This is a genomic window from Streptomyces sp. NPDC046915, from assembly GCF_040644935.1.
Classification (GTDB): Bacteria; Actinomycetota; Actinomycetes; order Streptomycetales; family Streptomycetaceae; genus Streptomyces.
This window is the reverse complement of the sequence record NZ_JBEYXB010000005.1, coordinates 248,810-265,464: the sequence shown is the minus strand read 5'-3', so window position 1 is coordinate 265,464 and position 16,655 is coordinate 248,810. Positions and strand designations below refer to the sequence as shown.

General features: G+C 72.9%; 11 protein-coding genes. 4 read left to right on the top strand and 7 right to left on the bottom strand.

Annotation, left to right across the window (positions count from 1 at the left end; all coding sequences use genetic code 11):
- Positions 1-38: 38 nt before the first annotated feature.
- Positions 39-2,198, top strand: coding sequence for a SpoIIE family protein phosphatase (locus ABZ915_RS15205; RefSeq protein ID WP_361801691.1), 2,160 nt, complete (start codon positions 39-41; stop codon positions 2,196-2,198).
- A gap of 42 nt (positions 2,199-2,240) precedes the next feature.
- On the opposite strand, the gene ABZ915_RS15200 is transcribed toward ABZ915_RS15205, so the two are convergent.
- The 5 genes from ABZ915_RS15200 to ABZ915_RS15180 all read right to left on the bottom strand — a co-directional run bounded on the left by ABZ915_RS15200 (position 2,241) and on the right by ABZ915_RS15180 (position 7,767).
- Complete coding sequence (locus tag ABZ915_RS15200; protein ID WP_361801688.1) at positions 2,241-3,425, bottom strand: type III polyketide synthase; 1,185 nt, start codon at positions 3,423-3,425, stop codon at positions 2,241-2,243.
- Between the two features lie 604 nt (positions 3,426-4,029).
- A complete protein-coding gene (locus ABZ915_RS15195; RefSeq protein WP_053666946.1) occupies positions 4,030-4,245 on the bottom strand; it encodes a DUF4177 domain-containing protein in 216 nt (71 codons plus the stop codon).
- Positions 4,246-4,379: 134 nt separating this feature from the next.
- A complete protein-coding gene (locus ABZ915_RS15190; protein WP_361801684.1) occupies positions 4,380-5,567 on the bottom strand; it encodes a cytochrome P450 in 1,188 nt (395 codons plus the stop codon).
- An 89-nt stretch (positions 5,568-5,656) separates the two neighbouring features.
- On the bottom strand, positions 5,657-7,018 hold the full coding sequence (locus tag ABZ915_RS15185) for a 6-phospho-beta-glucosidase (protein WP_361801681.1): 1,362 nt from the start codon (positions 7,016-7,018) through the stop codon (positions 5,657-5,659).
- Positions 7,015-7,767 carry a DeoR/GlpR family DNA-binding transcription regulator gene (locus tag ABZ915_RS15180; RefSeq protein ID WP_361801678.1) on the bottom strand — a complete coding sequence of 251 codons (753 nt, stop codon included), beginning with the start codon at positions 7,765-7,767 and terminating at the stop codon, positions 7,015-7,017. Before ABZ915_RS15180 ends, ABZ915_RS15185 begins: the two co-directional genes overlap by 4 nt.
- Before the next feature lie 357 nt (positions 7,768-8,124).
- Here ABZ915_RS15180 and ABZ915_RS15175 point away from each other — a divergent pair, with 357 nt between their 5' ends.
- From ABZ915_RS15175 to ABZ915_RS15165, 3 genes are read left to right on the top strand one after another with little or no spacing between them, the layout of a single operon-like run.
- A complete protein-coding gene (locus ABZ915_RS15175; protein ID WP_361801675.1) occupies positions 8,125-9,402 on the top strand; it encodes an extracellular solute-binding protein in 1,278 nt (425 codons plus the stop codon).
- Position 9,403: 1 nt separating this feature from the next.
- Positions 9,404-10,498 (top strand): sugar ABC transporter permease, encoded by a 1,095-nt coding sequence (locus ABZ915_RS15170; RefSeq protein WP_361801672.1) that lies wholly within the window; start codon positions 9,404-9,406, stop codon positions 10,496-10,498.
- Positions 10,499-10,557: 59 nt separating this feature from the next.
- Positions 10,558-11,337: a carbohydrate ABC transporter permease gene (locus tag ABZ915_RS15165; RefSeq protein WP_361802461.1), complete on the top strand. Its 780-nt coding sequence runs from the start codon at positions 10,558-10,560 to the stop codon at positions 11,335-11,337.
- A 22-nt stretch (positions 11,338-11,359) separates the two neighbouring features.
- On the opposite strand, the gene ABZ915_RS15160 is transcribed toward ABZ915_RS15165, so the two are convergent.
- Positions 11,360-13,114 (bottom strand): hypothetical protein, encoded by a 1,755-nt coding sequence (locus tag ABZ915_RS15160; RefSeq protein ID WP_361801669.1) that lies wholly within the window; start codon positions 13,112-13,114, stop codon positions 11,360-11,362.
- Positions 13,111-16,650, bottom strand: coding sequence for a DUF5682 family protein (locus ABZ915_RS15155; protein ID WP_361801666.1), 3,540 nt, complete (start codon positions 16,648-16,650; stop codon positions 13,111-13,113). The genes ABZ915_RS15160 and ABZ915_RS15155 overlap by 4 nt, the downstream gene beginning before the upstream one ends.
- Between the last annotated feature and the right edge of the window lie 5 nt (positions 16,651-16,655).

Sequence of the window (16,655 nt, the reverse complement as noted above, 5' to 3'; positions counted from 1 at the left end):
GGCCCCGGCGCTGTGCCGGGGGTTGCTGAGGGAGCCGCATGGACTCCACACCCTCTCCCTCGTCCTCTTCGGCGTTCGACCTGGTCAGCGGCGCCTTGGGGCGCTACATCCCACGCGGTGGAGCGGCAGCGGCCGCTGGTGCCGGCGCGCAGGGAGACCGCACCACCCGCCAACGTGTACCCGACAACCCGGCAGCCGGCCGCCAGGATCAGATTCTGGGCGCGGTCAACCTGGACAAGGACCTGAAGGTCACCCGCTGCAATCTGGACGCCCCCGTGTTCGCGGGTCTGGGGGCCGTGACCGGGAGCCCCTTCGTCGATCTCCTGCCCCCCGGGGACGTACCGACGGTCACACGGCGGTTGCGGCAGGTCCTGGAGACCGGCGAGGCGCACGTCGCCCGGATCCAGCGCCTGCGGCGCGGCGACGGTTCGGAGCTGGTGGTCTCGCTGAGCATCCTGCCCGCCGCGGCGCCTCAGGAAGGCCTGACCGTCTCGGTGATCGCCATGGCCACGAGGCTGCACCTGTACGCCGCCGAGACCGCGATCGGCACCTCGCTGGACATCGGCGAGACCGCGCAGTCGCTGGCGGAGTCCCTGCTGGCGTGGGGAGACGTGGCCGCCGTCGACCTCGACTTCGCCGTGTGGACGGGCGAGGGAGTCACCGGGCAGGCGCAGGGGCGCATCCGGCTACGGCGGGCGGCCCTCGTGCCGGACCGCGCGTGGCCCGAGGGCTATGTGACTCCGGGCGACGATCTTCCCAGCGACGCGAGTCGCCTGCTGGCGCAGGCGGTACGACGGGACGACGCCCCGCAGGCCATCGTCATACCCGACCGGGAGTCGGTCGAGCGGGTGCTCGGCAGTCCGCGCGTGATGCGTGCCCTCGTGCCCGGTGACCGGTCGGCGGGTGTCGCGTGCATACCGCTGGTCCTGGACAGCGCGCCGCCCGTGGTGCTGGGCGTGGCGGAGGTCTGGCGGCGGGCGGACTGCCCCTTCCGCGACAGCGAGCTGTTCGACCTCCAGGAACTGGTGGCCAGGACCGCCCATCACGTCGACCTGGCCCGTCAGCACCAGCGCGAGCACACGCAGGTGCTGGCATTGCAGCGCAGGCTGCTGCCCCGGGCCGGCGGCGACACCATCGAGATCGCCAGCGTCTACCAGCCCGCCACCCCGGACAGCGCGGGCGTCGGCGGCGACTGGGTGAACAGCTTTCCGCTGCCGGACGGCCGTACCGCGCTGGTAGTCGGCGACGTCGTCGGGCACGGCCTGGGTGCCGCTGCAACGATGGGCCAGCTGAGCATGGAGGCCCGTGCGCTGCTGTCCGCGGGTCTGGCGCCCGACGAGGTGCTGGAGCACCTGGACGAGACCGTGACGCTGCTGGACGAACCGGAGGCCGGGCTGGCGGCCGGCTACAGCGCCCTCGGGTCGACCTGCTGCATCGCCCTCTACGACCCGGTCAGCCACGATGTGGCGCTGTCCAGCGCCGGCCACCTCCCTCCGGTCCTGGTGCCCCCGGACGGGCGCGCGGGCCCGCTCGCGGTCCGTCCTCACCCCGGCCTGGGCGCCGAGTTCGCGCTGCGGGAGCCGTTCGAAGTGCACACGTTCGGCGCTCCCCCGGGTTCCCTGCTCGCCCTCTACACCGACGGCCTGGTGGAGGATCCGGCCGTGTCGATCGACGAGGGCATCAGCAGGCTGGCGGACGCGGTGTCCACCGTGCATCCCTGGGACGCGCTGCCGCAGGCCGCACGGCGCGTCGTCTCCGTGCTCGCGCCCGCTCACCAGCGCGACGACGTGACCCTGCTGCTCGCGCGCATGATCGGCTACCGCAAGTGGGACACCGCGACCTGGCGGCTGCCCGCCCGCTACGACGCGCCCGCCCGTGCCCGCGCGCAGGTCTCCGCGCTGCTGCGGCAATGGGGCAGCAGGGACGACACCCGGGACACCGTGCCGCTGCTGGTCAGCGAGCTGGTCACGAACGCGGTGCGCTTCGCCACGGGTCCGATCACGGTACGGCTGATCAGGTCAGGTCACGGTCTGCTGTGCGAGGTGGGCGACACCGGCAACGGCAACCCACGTCTGGGCCGGGGCGGCCTCCTCGACGACGGCGGTCGTGGCCTGCACATCGTGCACAGGCTCACCACCCGGTGGGGGGTGCGGTGGACGGACACCGGCAAGGTGGTCTGGGCGGAAGTCGCGAGGTGACGCGGACGGCCCCTTCGCCGGTACGGGGGGCGCGGGCTCGCGCTACAGCCATTCCCCTTCCAGGGCGGTGGCGGTGAGACCCGGTGCCGCGGCGTACAGGACGGCGCGACTGCCCGGCTTCTGCCCGGCGTCGTGCGCCCGCCGCATGATGTCGAACACGGCGGCGCCTCCGCGGTTGCCGCTGGTGTAGCTGTCCCGGCTGTGGTCCAGCAGCCCCGACGGCCACGCGTCGGGCATCGTCTGCTCCATGTACTCCAGCACCCGGGTACCGCCGGGGTGCGCGAGCAGCACGTCGGGGTGCCAGGAGTCGGGGTGGTCCTGGTAACGGAGGCGCAGCCACTCCCACATCGCGGTGACCGTCTCCTGCACGGCGCGCGGCCCGCGCCGGTCCATCACGAAGTGGGTGCCGTCCGCCCGCGTGTCCAGGCGGTGCAGGTCCTGGGTGCCGGGCAGGGTGTGGTGCCAGGCGGCGTCCAGACGCAGCACCGACTCGCGGCGCCGGCGGCCGGTGACCACCATGGCGACCGCGGTGTCGGCGAACAGCAACCGGACGATCAGGGACTCGAGCGTGTCGTCCGCGGGCTGGTAGGTCGTGCTCAGCGCCTCCGCGATCACGACCAGGACCACCCGGTCGGGGTCCGCGGCCACGAGATCCGCCGCCAGCGCCAGGGAGCGGGTCCCCGCTATACAGGCCCACTGCGTGGCCGGCAGCAGCATCACGTCGTTGCGGAGCCCAAGCTTGTTGGCCAGGGCGATGTCCAGACCCGGCAGGGCCGGGGTGGTGGAGTGACTGGTGATCAGGCAGTCGACGTCCGCGGTGTCCAGCGCGGCGATCTGGAGCGCCCCGCGCGCCGCCCGCTCCCCGTAGGACTGCACGGCCTCCCAGGCCGGCGCGGTGCGCTCCTGGACGGTCTGGGGCGCGGGTATCGCCTCAAGTGCGGCGATCACGCGGTCCACGTCCTGCTGGGCGAACCCGTCGCGTGCCAGCGCCTCTTGGGCCGGCCCGATGCCGACATCCCGCAGGCCGCCGCCGTTGCCGGGCGCGACGGCGGTCTCCAGCGGCAGCATCCACCCGCGGGTCTCGATGCCCGTGCCGGCCGCGATGCCGTCGATCCGCGGCGCCCACGCCGCGTGCGGATGCCGGTCGCGCACCTCCGCCACGATCTGGCTGGTCCGAACGGCGTGCTCGCCGTGTATCACGGCAGGAGGACAGAGGTAAGCGGACATGATGGGGCACCTTTCCGAGGGGGAAGGGGGGAACGGGCGGTAATGTCGCGAATGCTGTGGCCTGGGTCACTTTGAGAGTTCGTGCCCAAGAGGTTGCCGTTAGGCTCCACTTCGGGAGTCGGTATCCGCAGCGAGCATGGACGATAAATGGACATTTCCGCTGTGATGCAGGCAACTCGGGCAGCTTTTTAGGTGCGTGACACGGCACACATAGCTGAAACAGGGGCCCTCGGAGCGGTTGCGCAAGCCTTGCCTGACGCGTCGTCGGTCAGGACGTCCTTGCCTCGTTCCGCGAATGGCGCGACCGACGGTGGAATTCGCCCGTGCGCGGGCCGCCGCGCGCGGGGTGCCGACCGGGCGCGCGCCCGCGGTGCAGGTGTCGCGGCTCAAGGCCGCGGGCGCGGTGGTGCTCGGTGTGGCGTACGACTTGATGCTCCGCCGCGCGCCACGAGCTCCACCGCTACGGCTGGGGGCGGGTCTTCGCCGAGTTCGACGCCGTGGTGTGTCCGATCACCCCCCACTCCCGCGTTCCCGCACGACCGTGGCGCGCTGCCGGGTGTCTGACGACGCTCTCGCTCACCGCGCCGTGCGGGAACGGCGGTCGTCAGCGGCGCGGACGCTCCAGGGTGAGCAGCAGGCCCTCGACCGCACCGGGTCCGATACGGCCCTTGACGTCGGCGGACGTGATCGCCTTGAGGGCCCAGCCGTCCTCGGCGTGCTTGTTCAGAACCTTCTCCAGCTTGTCGCTGTCCAGTGCGTCTCCGATCAGTGACTCGCGGAAGGTGACGACCTTGTATTCGAGTGCGTAGGGGTTGCTCATGGCTGGGGCCTTCCCGTGGACGGGTGGATGGACTGCCTGACAGAACGCGGGACAGCCAATCACCGTTCGGTGTCGTCCCACACGGCGGGGTGGGGGTCATGCCATGGGGGAGGGGAGGGCAGGGGTTCGTCGTGTCAGCGCTGCGCCGGCGCGTCCCAGCGGACGCGCAGCGCCGGGGGTTTGCGGAAGACCAGGCCTCGGGGCGCGCCGGGCGAGGACGGGTCGAGCCGCAGGCCGGGGAGACGGTCGAGGAGCGCGCGGAGGCAGGCGCGGGTTTCCAGGCGGGCAAGGTGGGCGCCCAGACAGAAGTGCGGGCCGTGCGCGAAGGCCAGCTGGAGGCGGGAGTTGTCCCGTCGCAGGTCGAAACCGTCGGGGTCCTGGAAGGTCTCGGGGTCGCGGTTCGCGCCGGCGAGCGAGACGACCACCAGATCACCGCGCCGCACGTCGGCCCCGCCGATCGTCACATCGGCCGTTGCGTAGCGGTCCACGACCGCCGCTGCGGGTTCCAGGCGGAGCGATTCCTCGATCGCCGCGTCGAGCAGGTCCGGATCGGCGCGCACGAGGGCGAGTTGACCCGGGTGTGCCAGCAAGTGCAGTACGACGTTGGCGATCATGCCCTCGGTGGTCTCGATGCCGCCGAACATCAGCACGGCGGCGTTGGCGACCACCTCCGGCAGTTTCAGGCGCTTGCTCTCGGCCGCCGTGACCAGCAGCGACGCGTCGCCTCCGGCTGCGACCGTCGCCTCGACGCTGCCGCGCAGCCGGTCGTACGCCGCCGCCCCGGCGGGGTTCGCCGGCAGCCCGGCGGTGATGTCGGAGACCGCGCTCACGATGGCGTCGTACCAGGACAGCACCGCCTCGGCGTCCGCGCCGACCAGGCCCAGGGCTTCGGCGACGACGGCGACGGCCAGCGGCCCGGCCACCTCCCGGCGCAGTTCGGCGCTGCCACGCGGCCGGATGCCTTCCACGAGCCGGGCGGCTTCCTGTTCCACGAATCCGGTGAACCGGTCGTGTACGTCCTGCGCGCGGAACGGGTCGGTGAAGGGGCTGCGGTGCCGCTTGTGCTCGGCGCCCTCCACGGAGAGCATGCTCTGACCGACCACCTGGGCCGTGGAGAAGCGGGGGTCGTCCACCGTGAAGGTCGTCGCGTCGCGCATCACGCGCAGTGCGAGATCCCGCCGGGTCACCAGCCAGCCGCCGAGCACGGGGAGCCACGAAACCGGTTCGTGGGCGCGCAGCAGGGCCAGCCGCGGGTGGGGGTCGTCCTCCAACTCCGTGAGCGTGGTCGCGGAGCCGAGCGGAAACCGGCCCGCTGTCACCATGGAAGCTCCCTCTGTTCCCGTTCCTGGGGTTCCGGTCTCTTTTCCCGGAGCCCACTCAGAGCGTATGCGTCTCCAGTGGTGTGTTGTGGCTAGCCGCTGAGGTAGGCGAGTTCGGGGAAGTGACGCCGGTAGGCGTCCAGCAGGCGTTTCGCGACGGCGTACGAGTCGATCAGCGGGTGGATCGTCAGCGCCCTGAGCGCGTGGGCGCGGTCCGCGGTGGTGGCGGCGTGGATCACCGCCCGCTCGGCGGCCTTGACCGCGTACACCAGGCCCTGGCCGTGGTCGGGCAGCGGGGCTCCGGCGATGGGCCGGGCGCCGTTGGCGTCCACGTGGCAGGGGACCTCGATCACCGCGTCGTCGTCCAGGGCGGGGATCCGGCCGCGGTTGCGGACGTTGAGCACGAGAGTGGTGCGCTCGTCCAGGGCGATGGCCCGCATGAGTGCGAGGGCGACCTGTTCGTATCCGCCGGATTCCAGGTCGCAGGAGTCCCGCTCGCCCATGCCGACGGCGTCGCGGTTCTCGGCCATGTAGGTGGTCTCGCGCTCCAGGCGGGTGGCGTCCCACGCGTTCCAGGCGGCGCGGGGAGCGGGTGGGTCGACGGCGACGGTGCCCAGGGAGTCGTAGAAGCGCTGCTGCTGCGAGTGGAGGAAGGCTCCGCGCGTCTGGTCGGCGGCTCGCGCGGAGCCGACCGACTCCCGGTGGAAGTAGTAGTAATGCAGGTACTCGTTGGGCAGCGCGCCCAGCGTGCGCAGCAGGTCGGCGCCGAAGAGCTTGCCCTCCTCGAACGAGGTCAGCGCGGCCTCGTCCGCGAACAGGGACGGCAGCAGATCCCGGCCGTCGGCGTACAGGCCGCACAGCCAGCCGAGGTGGTTCAGGCCCACGTAGTCCAGGCGGGTGCGGGCCGGGTCGACGCCGAGCGCGCCGGCCACGCGCCGGCCGAGGCCCACCGGAGAGTCGCAGATCCCGAGCACACGGTCGCCCAGGCGGGCGGTCATCGCCTCGGTGACCATGCCCGCGGGGTTGGTGAAGTTGATGACCCAGGCGTCGGGTGCCAGGGCGGCGATGCGACGGGCGATCCCGAGCGCCACCGGGATGGTGCGCAGCCCGTAGGAGATGCCGCCCGCGCCGACGGTCTCCTGGCCCAGCACGCCTTCCTCCAGGGCGATCCGCTCGTCCGCCGCCCGGCCGGCGAGCCCGCCCACCCGGATGGCGGAGAACACGAAGTCGGCCCCGGTGACCGCCTCGTCCAGGTCGGTGGTGACGGTGACGGCGGGCGGGTCGGGGTGCCCGGCCGCCTGGTCGGCGAGGACCCGGCTGATGGTCCTCAGCCGTGAGGCGTCCAGGTCGTACAGGGTCACGTCGGTGACGCGTCCTTCGCCCCGGTCGCCCAGCAGCGCCCGGTAGACCAGCGGGACCCGGAAGCCCCCGCCGCCCAGGATCGTGAGTCTCATACTTCGACCACCTCAACTCCCGCCTCGCGCAGCCGATTGCAGGTCTTCTCGTCCCCCGGGGCGTTGGTCACCACGATGTGGAGCTCCTCCGGGCCGCACACCCGGGCCATGCCGGTGCCGGGGAACTTGCCCGCGTCCGCCAGCAGGACCACCTGGGCGCTGGCGGCGATCATCGCGCGCTTGACGGGGACCTCGACGGCGGTGGTGTCCAGTACCTGTCCGTCGGGGCGGATCCCGCTGGTGCCGAGGAACAACCGGTCGGCGTGGACCTGCCGCAGGTTGTCCTCGGTGAGGAAGCCGACCAGCGAGCGGTACTCGCGCCGGACCACTCCGCCCAGCAGGATCAACTGGACGTCCTTGTCGTCCTGGAGCTCCTCGTAGACGGCCAGGTTGCTGGTCATCACCGTCAGGGACCGGCCGTGCAGATGGCGGGCCACACGGTGGGCCGTGGTGCCGATGTCGAGCAGCACGGTCTCCCCGTCCATGACGAGGTTTGCGCACCAGGCGGCCAGGGCGTCCTTCGCCTCGGCGCGGATGCCGGCCACGTCGGCGAACGGGTCGTCCTCACCCACGACGGGGGCGGCACCGCCGTAGACCCGCTTGAGCAGTCCCTCGTCCTCCAGTTGCGCCAGGTCCCGCCGGATCGTGGCCTGACTGGCCCCGATCTTCTCGGCCAGGGTGACCACCGTGGTGGGCCCGTCCGCGCGCAGGACGCGCAGGATCAGCTGATGTCTTCGGTCAGCGAGCATGCGGCAGACCATACTCGCGAACTCGCCAAACTCAAGCAAAGTCGCGCACGAATGTCTTGATACCTGCTTGACCCTTGTCAAACCCGCGCACCGGGTGCACTCTCTTGCGTAATTCGGAGCCCAGGTCCGGACCCCGCTCCGGTCGGCCGAAGCGGACGAACGGTGCATTACGCCATCCCGGACGCGTCGGCACCCTCTGGGAGGACCAGGTCACACACCCCGGGTGGCCGAAGAGTTCCCACCACGCCGATGCTCTTCGGCCACCCGGCCCACGCCGCGCCCCTCCGCGGCCCACCACTCACAGGTCCTGTCGGACATGCCGGACACCCCGAACCCGCCGCAATCTAGGAGAAGATCGTGGACCTTTCCCGCAGACGATTCCTTCAGGCCGCCGCGCTCACGGCCGCCGCGGCCGGCGCCACCGCGGCGTGCGGCGGCGCCTCCGGATCCAGCGGCGGCAAGCACAGCAAGAACCTGACCCTCTGGTACTGGTCCGGAGGCCTGAGCGACGAGGTCGTCGCGGACGCCAAGAAGCACTTCTCCGACATCACCCTCAAGACGGCCGTGGTCGGCGGTGACTTCAAGACCAAGCTGCTCACCGGCCTGCGGGCGGCCCAGTCCGCCCCGGACATCACCGGCGTCAAGGGCGAGGACATCGCCTCCTTCCTGCCCAACGCCGACCGCTTCATCGACCTGAACACCCTCGGCGCGGACAAGCTGGCCCCGCAGTACCTGTCATGGAAGCTGAAGCAGGCCACCACGCAGGACGGCAAGCTCATCGGCTTCCCGATCGACATCGGCCCGTGCGCCACGTTCTACCGCGAGGACCTCTTCGCGAAGGCGGGACTGCCCACCGACCCGGCCAAGGTCTCCTCCGAACTGTCCACCTGGGAGGACTACTTCAAGGCCGGCGTCGAACTGCACAAGGCCGTGCCCAAGACCTACCTGATCAACAACATCGGCTCGGTGTTCTCGATGATCATCGGTCAGGGCACCCAGCGGTTCATCGACGAGAACAACAAGTTCATCGGCGACCAGGACCACATCCGCACCGCCTGGACCACCGCCGTCAAGCCCTACACCCTCGGCATCGACGCCAAGATCAACGACAACACCTGGAACGCGGCCATCAGCGGCGGCACCCTGGGCACCGAGCTCGGCGCCGCCTGGCACGCCCTGGACATCAGCAACGCCGCGCCGGGCGGCAAGGGCAAGTGGCGGGTGGCGAGCCTGCCCGGCGGACCGTCCAACCTCGGCGGGTCCTTCCTGGCCATCCCCGCGACCAGCGGCAACCCCGAGGAAGCCTTCAAGATCATCAGCTGGATCCTCAGCCCTGAGAACGAGGCCCGGGGCTTCACCGACGCGGCCCTCTTCCCGACCGCCCCGGCCGCGTACAAGCTGCCGGCGCTGACCGGCGGCGACCCCTACTTCGGCGGCCAGAAGACCATCGAGATCTTCGGCCCGGCGGCCCAGAAGATCCCCACCGCCTACGAGGCCCCGGCCGACGCGGCGGTGTCCGCGCCCTACTTCAGCGAGCTGACCAGCATCGAGGCCAAGGGCAAGGACCCGGACAAGGCATGGAAGGACGCGGTCAGCCAGGCCAAGCAGATCGCCCAGCGGCAGGGAGTGAAGTGAGATGTCGTCAAGCCCGGTAGCCGGCCCGGCCCCCACCGGACCGACCTCCGGATCCGACACCGGAGCCACCGGAGTCAGCGGAGTGGCCGGAGCCGTCGGAGTCACCGGCCGATCGGCTTCCGACCGCCGCGCCGGCGGTCCGGGGCGGCACCGCCGCCGGATCCGCCCGGTGTCGGCCGGGGCCCGGCCCCGGCCGCGGCGGCGGGTCGCCAGGTACTGGCCGCAGTACCTGGCCATCTCGCCGTACTACCTGATCTTCTCGGTCTTCATGCTCTTCCCGGTGATCTACACCGTATATCTGGCGTTCCAGAAATGGGACGGCATCGGGGAGATGCACTTCGTCGGGTTCCAGCAGTTCCGCTTCCTCTGGGATGACCCGGTGTTCTGGCTGTCCATCCGCAACACCCTCGTCATCTGGGTGCTGTCCACGGTGCCGATGCTCTTCCTCGCGCTGGTGCTGGCGGTGCTGGTGAACTCCACCAAACGGTTCACCGCCTTCTACCGGGTCGCCCTGTTCATCCCCAGCATCACCTCGCTGGTGGCCATCGCGATCTTCTTCGGCGCGATCTTCAGCAACAACTTCGGCCTCATCAACGCCATCCTCAGGGCCCTGCACCTGTCGGCCGTGCCCTGGATGAGCAACGAGTGGACGATCAAGCTGGTGATCGCGGCGCTGATGACCTGGCAGTGGACGGGCTACAACGCCATCATCTACCTCGCCGGCCTACAGGCGATCCCCTCGGAGGTCTACGAGGCCGCCACGATGGACGGGGCCGGCCCGGCGAGGGTCTTCTTCTCCATCACGATCCCGCTGCTGCGCCCCATCATCCTGTTCACCGTGGTGATCTCCACGGTCACCGGCTTGCAGAGCTTCACCGAGCCACAGGTGCTGTTCGGCAGCGAGGCGGCGACCAACCCCAACTCCGGCGGGCCCGGCCAGGCCGGTCTGACCACGCTGCTGTACTTCTACCACCAGGCCTTCGACAACAACGACTTCGGCTACGGGGCCGCGATCGTCTGGGCCTTCTTCCTGCTGATCCTGCTCATCGTCGTCATCAACTGGCGCCTGGTGCAGCGTAAGGAGCGACGGTCGTGAAAGGCCTGAACAGCTTGAACCGGAAGCGCCTGCGAGGGCTGAGCCTCCATGCCGTCCTGATGACCGGCGTCCTCATCTCGGTGTTTCCGTTCTACTGGATCGTCGTCATGGCCACGAACACCTCGCAGGACATCTACCGTTACCCGCCGAAGCTGTGGTTCGGCGACAACCTGCTGACCAACCTCCATCACCTGTTCGACCGGATGAACTTCTTCGGATCGCTGTTCAACACGGTGATCGTCGCGGTCTGCACGACGGCGCTGGTGCTGTTCTTCGACTCCCTCGCGGCCTTCGCCTTCGCCAAGTACGAATTCCCCGCCAAGAAGTTCCTGTTCGGCGTCCTGCTGTCGATGTACATCCTGCCGACCCAGCTGGCGATCATCCCGCAGTACGAGATCATGGCCCAGCTGGGCTGGCTGGGCACGCTCAAGGCCCTCATCGTGCCGGCCGCCGCCAACGCCTTCGGCATCTTCTGGATGCGCCAGTACACCAGCAGCTCAGTCCCGGACGAACTCCTGGACGCCGCCCGCATCGAGGGCGCCGGCTTCTTCCGCCTCTACTGGCACGTGGTGCTGCCGTGTGTGCGGCCGGCCCTGGCGTTCCTCGGCATCTACACCTTCATCGCCGCCTGGAACGACTACATCCTGCCGTTGGTGATGCTGGTCAACCCCGACCGCCTCACCCTCCAGGTGGCGCTGGCCCAGCTGTACGCCGGACACTCCACCGACTACAGCATGGTGATGTCCGGGGTGCTGCTGTCGGTCATCCCGCTGGTGATGGTCTTCACCTTCTTCGCCCGCGGATTCATCGCTGACGCCACCAAGGGCGCCTTGCGCTGAGGGGCGGGCGCGCGGTGCTGTCTCACGCACCCCACGCCGCCGCGCACAGCGCCCGGTCCACCTCCTCGGTGTAGAGGGCGGCGGCCAGCCAGGCGCGGGCGAAGCGGGCCGTGTCGGCCGGGAGCAGGCGGCCGAAGGGGTCGCGGGTGCGGTCCGCGGCGGCGGACCGGAGCTCGTCGAGCAGGTCGCCCGCCGTCGGCAGGCCGTGGTGGCTCAGGCGTCGGCCGTCGCCGTCGCCCTCCCCGGGGAAGGCCAGCACCCGGCGCCCACCGGAGGCCGCCTGCTGGACGCGGCGGCGCAGCAGGTGGAGCGGGGCTTCGTCCGGGGCGGGGACGGCCGGTTCGGCGGGCGGGGGCGCCTCGGTGGGCAGGTCGGCCTGCTGGAGGCGGTCGAGGCCGAGGTCCACGTGCGTGCCCGGACGCGTGGGGTGTTCGGCGGCGAGCAGCAGGGCGCGGGGCTGCGGGGCCGGTGTGAGACGGGCGACGATCCGAAGCCGGCTGCCGCGGGCCGTGGCCAGCAGGCGGAGGTTGTCGCGGTGGGGGAGCGCGGGGTGGTCGTGGGCGGCGGCCAGCCGGAGTGCGCGGCCGTCGCAGTCGGCCAGCAGGCAGTCGCCCGCGGCCTCGCGGACCTTGCCCTTGAGGGTGACGTCCAGGAAGAGCAGGTCGTGGTCGTCGTTCAGGGCCCGCCCGACCTGGTCGGCGACGGGCACGGCCCAGAGCCGGTCCAGGGGCTCGTCGCTCCAGCCGGCGCCCGACGCGCGAACCGCCCGTACCGCGGCACCCGCGCCCAGCCGCCCCGTCGGCGAGACGGTGGCCCCGGACACCGCGAGGCCCGCCCGTGACAACTCGCGGTGGGTCAGGGCCGTGTCGCCGATGCGCACGGCACGGTCCGCCGCGCCCACGGCCCGCCCCGAACCGCCCGGGGCGACGTCCGAGACCGTGCACAGACGGCCGTCGGCGTCGGCGGTCCAGGTGACGGCGCCCGCGTAGCCGGTCGTGGTGAGGACGGGTTCGGAGAAGAGGCCGTACAGACGCAGCGAACCGTCCGGGGTGTACGGCTGCCGCACGGTGCCCCGCAGGGCCGCCAGGTCCGGGCCGGTGGCGGACGGCAGGCGGTGCGTGACGGACAGGGCCTCGCGCAGCGCGGCGACGAGGTCGGCGAGGCGGTACGCCGGATCGGCCGAGCGGGCCGCGCGCACCGCCGTGACCGTGGAGACCGCCGAGGCGGCGGCCCGGGGCAGGCCCGCCAGCCGTGCGGTGTGCGCGGCGCGCAGCAGTTCCGCCTGGAGCACCGCGCCCGCGCCGTCCGTGCCCGCGTCCAGCACGGCCGCGGACGCGTCGTGCACGGCGCGTGCGGCGGCGCGTTGGCCGGTGGTGGCGGTTTCCGGTTCCGCGCGGGTTTCCGGTTCGGCGGGGGTTTCCGGTTCGGCGGGGGTCTCTGATTCGGCGGGAGTCTCTGGTACGTCGGTGGTCTCTGCCTCGGCGGCGGCGTCGGCGATCGGTGCCGCCGACGCCGCCGCGGCGCGGTGCAGACAGGCGGGGGCCAGCAGGCATCCGCAGCGGATCGCGTCCGCGCTCGTCACCGAGCCGCCGGGGGCGTGGAGTTCGAGGTGGGTGTCGTCGTCGACGGCGATGCGCACGGTGTCGCCGTCGACGACGGTGGGCCGGGCGGCGAGCTTGGTGACGCCCGCGTCGAGCCGCTTGCGCAGCCGGGGCGACAGCGCCCCGACGAGCTCGGCGGTCACGCCCGGGGCGACCGGTGGGAGGTCCGGGTTCATGCGATCTTCTCCCCTACCCAGCGGGCGAGTTCGAGCGGGCTGAGGGCGGCGACGGGCATTCCCGCGGCGACGAGCTGTCCCGCGACGCCGGTGGAGTACCTGGGCCGGCCGGTGTCGTCGAGGCTCGCGCAGCCCAGGACGTGGCAGCCGGCCCCGACCAGGGCGCGGACCTCGGCGAGCAGCCCGCCGAGCGGGTAGCCCTCCTCGAAGTCGCTGACGACCACGACGAGGGTGCGGGACGGCACGGTCACCAGTTCGCGGGCGTGCCGCAGCCCCGCCGCGATGTGCGTCCCGCCGCCCACGCTCACCTCCAGCAGCAGCGACAGCGGGTCCTCGACCTGGCCGGTGAGGTCGATGACCTCGGTGGAGAACGCCAGGAAGTGCGTGGACAGGGTGGGCACCCCGGCCAGCACCGAGGCCGTGAGGGCGGCCCAGACCGTGGACGCCTCCATGGACCCGGACACGTCGGTGACCAGGATCAGCCGCCAGTCGGCGGCCCGCCGGGCACGCGTGCGGAAGACGGGCCGCTCGGGGACGACCTGGACCGTGCCGTCCGGTCCGCGCCGCGCGGTCGCCAGGTTGGCCCGCAGCGTACGGGGCAGGTCGAGACCGCCGCCCGGGCGCCGGCTGGGGCGGGGCAGCGCCGTGCCGTGCAGGGCGGGCCGCAACCGCGTGGCCAGTTGCCGGGTCAGGGCGTCGACCAGACGCCGCACGAGCGGCCGCAGCGCGGCCAGCCGGGCCTCGGGCAGCCCGCCCGCATGCCGCAGCACACTGCGCAACAGGTCGACCGAGGGCCGTACGGCCTCGGGGTCGAGCTCGGCGAACACGTCCCGCCGGCCCGCCGCGGCGGCCGCCGCCAGCACCTCTTCCCGGATGCCGGGCCCGAACAGCGCCGCCAGTTCCTCCGACCACTCCCGCACCCCGGGATACGGTGCCTCCCGCCCGCCCCGCCCCCCGCCGGTGAGGTCGCCCCGGCTGCCCTCGCCGCGTCCCCTGCCGTACAGCTCGTCCAGCGCGGTGGCCAGGGCGGCGGCCTTCCGGGGCAGTTGGTCCTTGCGGCGGCCCAGCAGCAGACGCCAGCGGTCGGCGGGGGCGAGCCGGTCCGGCTCCCCGTACGTGTCAGGGGAGGCGGCCGCTCCGGTGACGGACCCGGCGGTGACGGGCCCGGCCTCCTCCCGCCGGCTCGTGGGCGGCGGCAGCAGCTCCATCGTCCGCAGCAGCTCGCGGGCCGCCAGGTCCGCGCGCGTCCAGGTGGCGAGGGCCGCGGGGTCGATGTCGCCGGTGTCCGCCAAGTGACCGGTGTCCAGCCGCTCTTCCACCGCGGCCAGCAGGCGGTCGCGGGCGGCCGGGCTGAGCGTGTCGAACCCGCCCCGCAGCGCGGGCAGCCGGTCGAGGAAGTCCTGGTCGCCGAGCTCCGACACACGGGTGAGCAGGGGCTCCAGAGCGGGAGGCGCGGCCTCCAGCAGCTGCCCGGCGGCGGTCAGCAGTCCGGTGAGCCGGGCGGCCAGCGCGGACCGGGACTCGGGATCGCAGGCGGTGTCCACCCAGGAGGCCACGCGCCGGCCGAGCACCCGTGCGTCCTCGTGCCCGAGCAGCACGCGTACGGCCCCGGCGGCGCCGCGCATCAGCGGGGAGCCGTCCGCGGCCAGGCGGGCGAGGGCGTCGGTGAGCCGGATTCCGCCCAACTGGTCGGCGCGGTGGGCGAGGGCCAGCAGGGCGTGGGCGTCGGCCGGATCCTCCGACCCGGTGAGCCCGTCCACCTGGCGCACCGCGGCGGCGGTGAGCAGCTCGGCCACGGCCACCGCCCGTGCCGTGCGCTCCTCGTCGGGGCCGAGCCCGGCGACGTGCCCGGCCCGCAGCCGGTCCGACAGTGCCAGTCCGGCGAGGAGTTCGGGCAGGGTGCCGGTCTGCGGCAGCACCTCGGCGGTGTCCGCGAGCCGCTCGTCCGCGAGACCGGGCAGCCCGCACTCCGCCGCCTGCTCCAGACCGCGCAGGGCCTGCGCGGCGGTGGGCCCGCCCTCGGCCCGCTCGGCGTGCCGCCGCTCGCGGAGCAGTCCTTCGGCGGCCTGGGCCGGGGTGACCCCGCGCACCCCGGCCGTGGCCAGCATGGCCGCGGTGGCGGGCGTCCAGCGCACCTCCCAGCGGGAGGTCAGCGCCTCGGCGCCGCCCGCGCCGACGACATCCTTCGCCTCCGCGTACGGCACGCCGCACACCGTCAGGCGGCGCAGCAGGAGTTCGCGCCGGCGGTCCGGATCGGAGCGCAGCGGGTCGAGGCGCAGATCCCGGGCCGCACCGGACGGACCGGCCTCCGGCCCCGGCAGGCCCAGCGCCGACAGCTCCGCCTCCACGGCGGGGGCGAGGCCGCTGCGCGGCGCGCCGGGTGCGGGGCGCCCACCGCGCGTGCCGACGAGCACCCGCTCCATCGCCTGGGCGACGGCCCGGCCCCTGCCGTACGGCTCGCCCTGCGCCAGCACCGTCTGCACCGCCTCGACCAGCTCGCCCCGGCCCGCCGCGGGCAGACCGCGCAACCGCGCGAGGTCTCCGGCGAGCCGGGTGATCTCCCGCGCGTCCGCGGGCCCCGACGGATGACCGAGGGCACGCAGCTGGGCGCACACCCGAACGGCCGCCCGGGTCAGCGCCTCCTCCAGCGCGGCCGGATCCCCCGCCGCCTCGAGGACCAGGTGCTGCCACTCCGGATCGCGGATGCCCGCGGGGTAGCCGGAGCGTTCGTCCAGCAGGGCGTAGGTGTAGGGGATGAGCGAGGTCGTCCATTCGGGGCCGGCACCGCTCTCGACCGGGGCCGCCGAGTGCGGCCCGGTCCCCTCGGGCGAGGACACCAACGCAGGTGCGTGGAAGGCACCGACGACCACGGCCGCCCGCTCGCCGTGCGCCGTGGCCTCGGCCAGGCGGGCGCGCATCCATCGCTCGCGCCGCAGGTCCACCTCGGGAACCCCGCCCGAGGCCGCCGCGTCCTCGCGCAGCGCCCACCCCGTGAGCAGCGCGGCCCGGCGCACCGCCTCGGGCGGCGAGCCCGGCGCGGTGGCCTCGACGAGACGGTCCCACAGGTCGTCGCCGGGGCGGCCGGTCAGCCGCGACCGCAGGGCCACGGCGAGACCCGGCCCGCCGGCCGCCGCTCCCCGGTCCCGCCGGTCCTCGCCCCACGCCCGGTCGGCCAGCGGCAGATCGCAGGCGAGGACCGGGATCTCGTGGCGGGCCGCCCAGCGGACGGCGGCCAGTTCCGGGGAGAAGTCGGCGAAGGGGTAGAAGGCCGGGCCGTCTCCGCCGCCGCCGGGCGCGGCGGCGAGGGCGACCGGGGCCCGGGTCTCCTCGTGGCCGAGCCAGGGCAGCCACTCCTGGAGTTCGGCGGGGAGTTCGACGAGCAGCACGTCCGGCTTCGCGGCGTCCAGCAGCGCCGGCACGACCGCGGCCAGGGAGGGCGCGTGGTGCCGTACGCCGATGAGGTAGGGCGCCGCCGGGTCGGTGAGAGCCGCGAGGGCCTCGTCGGGGGAGGGGGAAGGGGAGGGAGAGGCGGGCACGGCCG

What these genes read in the sequence shown, in the direction of transcription:
- ABZ915_RS15205 (WP_361801691.1), top strand. Translation starts at nt 39, where the DNA reads ATGGACTCCACACCCTCTCCCTCGTCCTCTTCGGCGTTCGACCTGGTC.
- ABZ915_RS15200 (WP_361801688.1), bottom strand. Translation starts at nt 3,425, where the DNA reads ATGTCCGCTTACCTCTGTCCTCCTGCCGTGATACACGGCGAGCACGCC.
- ABZ915_RS15195 (WP_053666946.1), bottom strand. Translation starts at nt 4,245, where the DNA reads ATGAGCAACCCCTACGCACTCGAATACAAGGTCGTCACCTTCCGCGAG.
- ABZ915_RS15190 (WP_361801684.1), bottom strand. Translation starts at nt 5,567, where the DNA reads ATGGTGACAGCGGGCCGGTTTCCGCTCGGCTCCGCGACCACGCTCACG.
- ABZ915_RS15185 (WP_361801681.1), bottom strand. Translation starts at nt 7,018, where the DNA reads ATGAGACTCACGATCCTGGGCGGCGGGGGCTTCCGGGTCCCGCTGGTC.
- ABZ915_RS15180 (WP_361801678.1), bottom strand. Translation starts at nt 7,767, where the DNA reads ATGCTCGCTGACCGAAGACATCAGCTGATCCTGCGCGTCCTGCGCGCG.
- ABZ915_RS15170 (WP_361801672.1), top strand. Translation starts at nt 9,404, where the DNA reads ATGTCGTCAAGCCCGGTAGCCGGCCCGGCCCCCACCGGACCGACCTCC.
- ABZ915_RS15165 (WP_361802461.1), top strand. Translation starts at nt 10,558, where the DNA reads ATGACCGGCGTCCTCATCTCGGTGTTTCCGTTCTACTGGATCGTCGTC.
- ABZ915_RS15160 (WP_361801669.1), bottom strand. Translation starts at nt 13,114, where the DNA reads ATGAACCCGGACCTCCCACCGGTCGCCCCGGGCGTGACCGCCGAGCTC.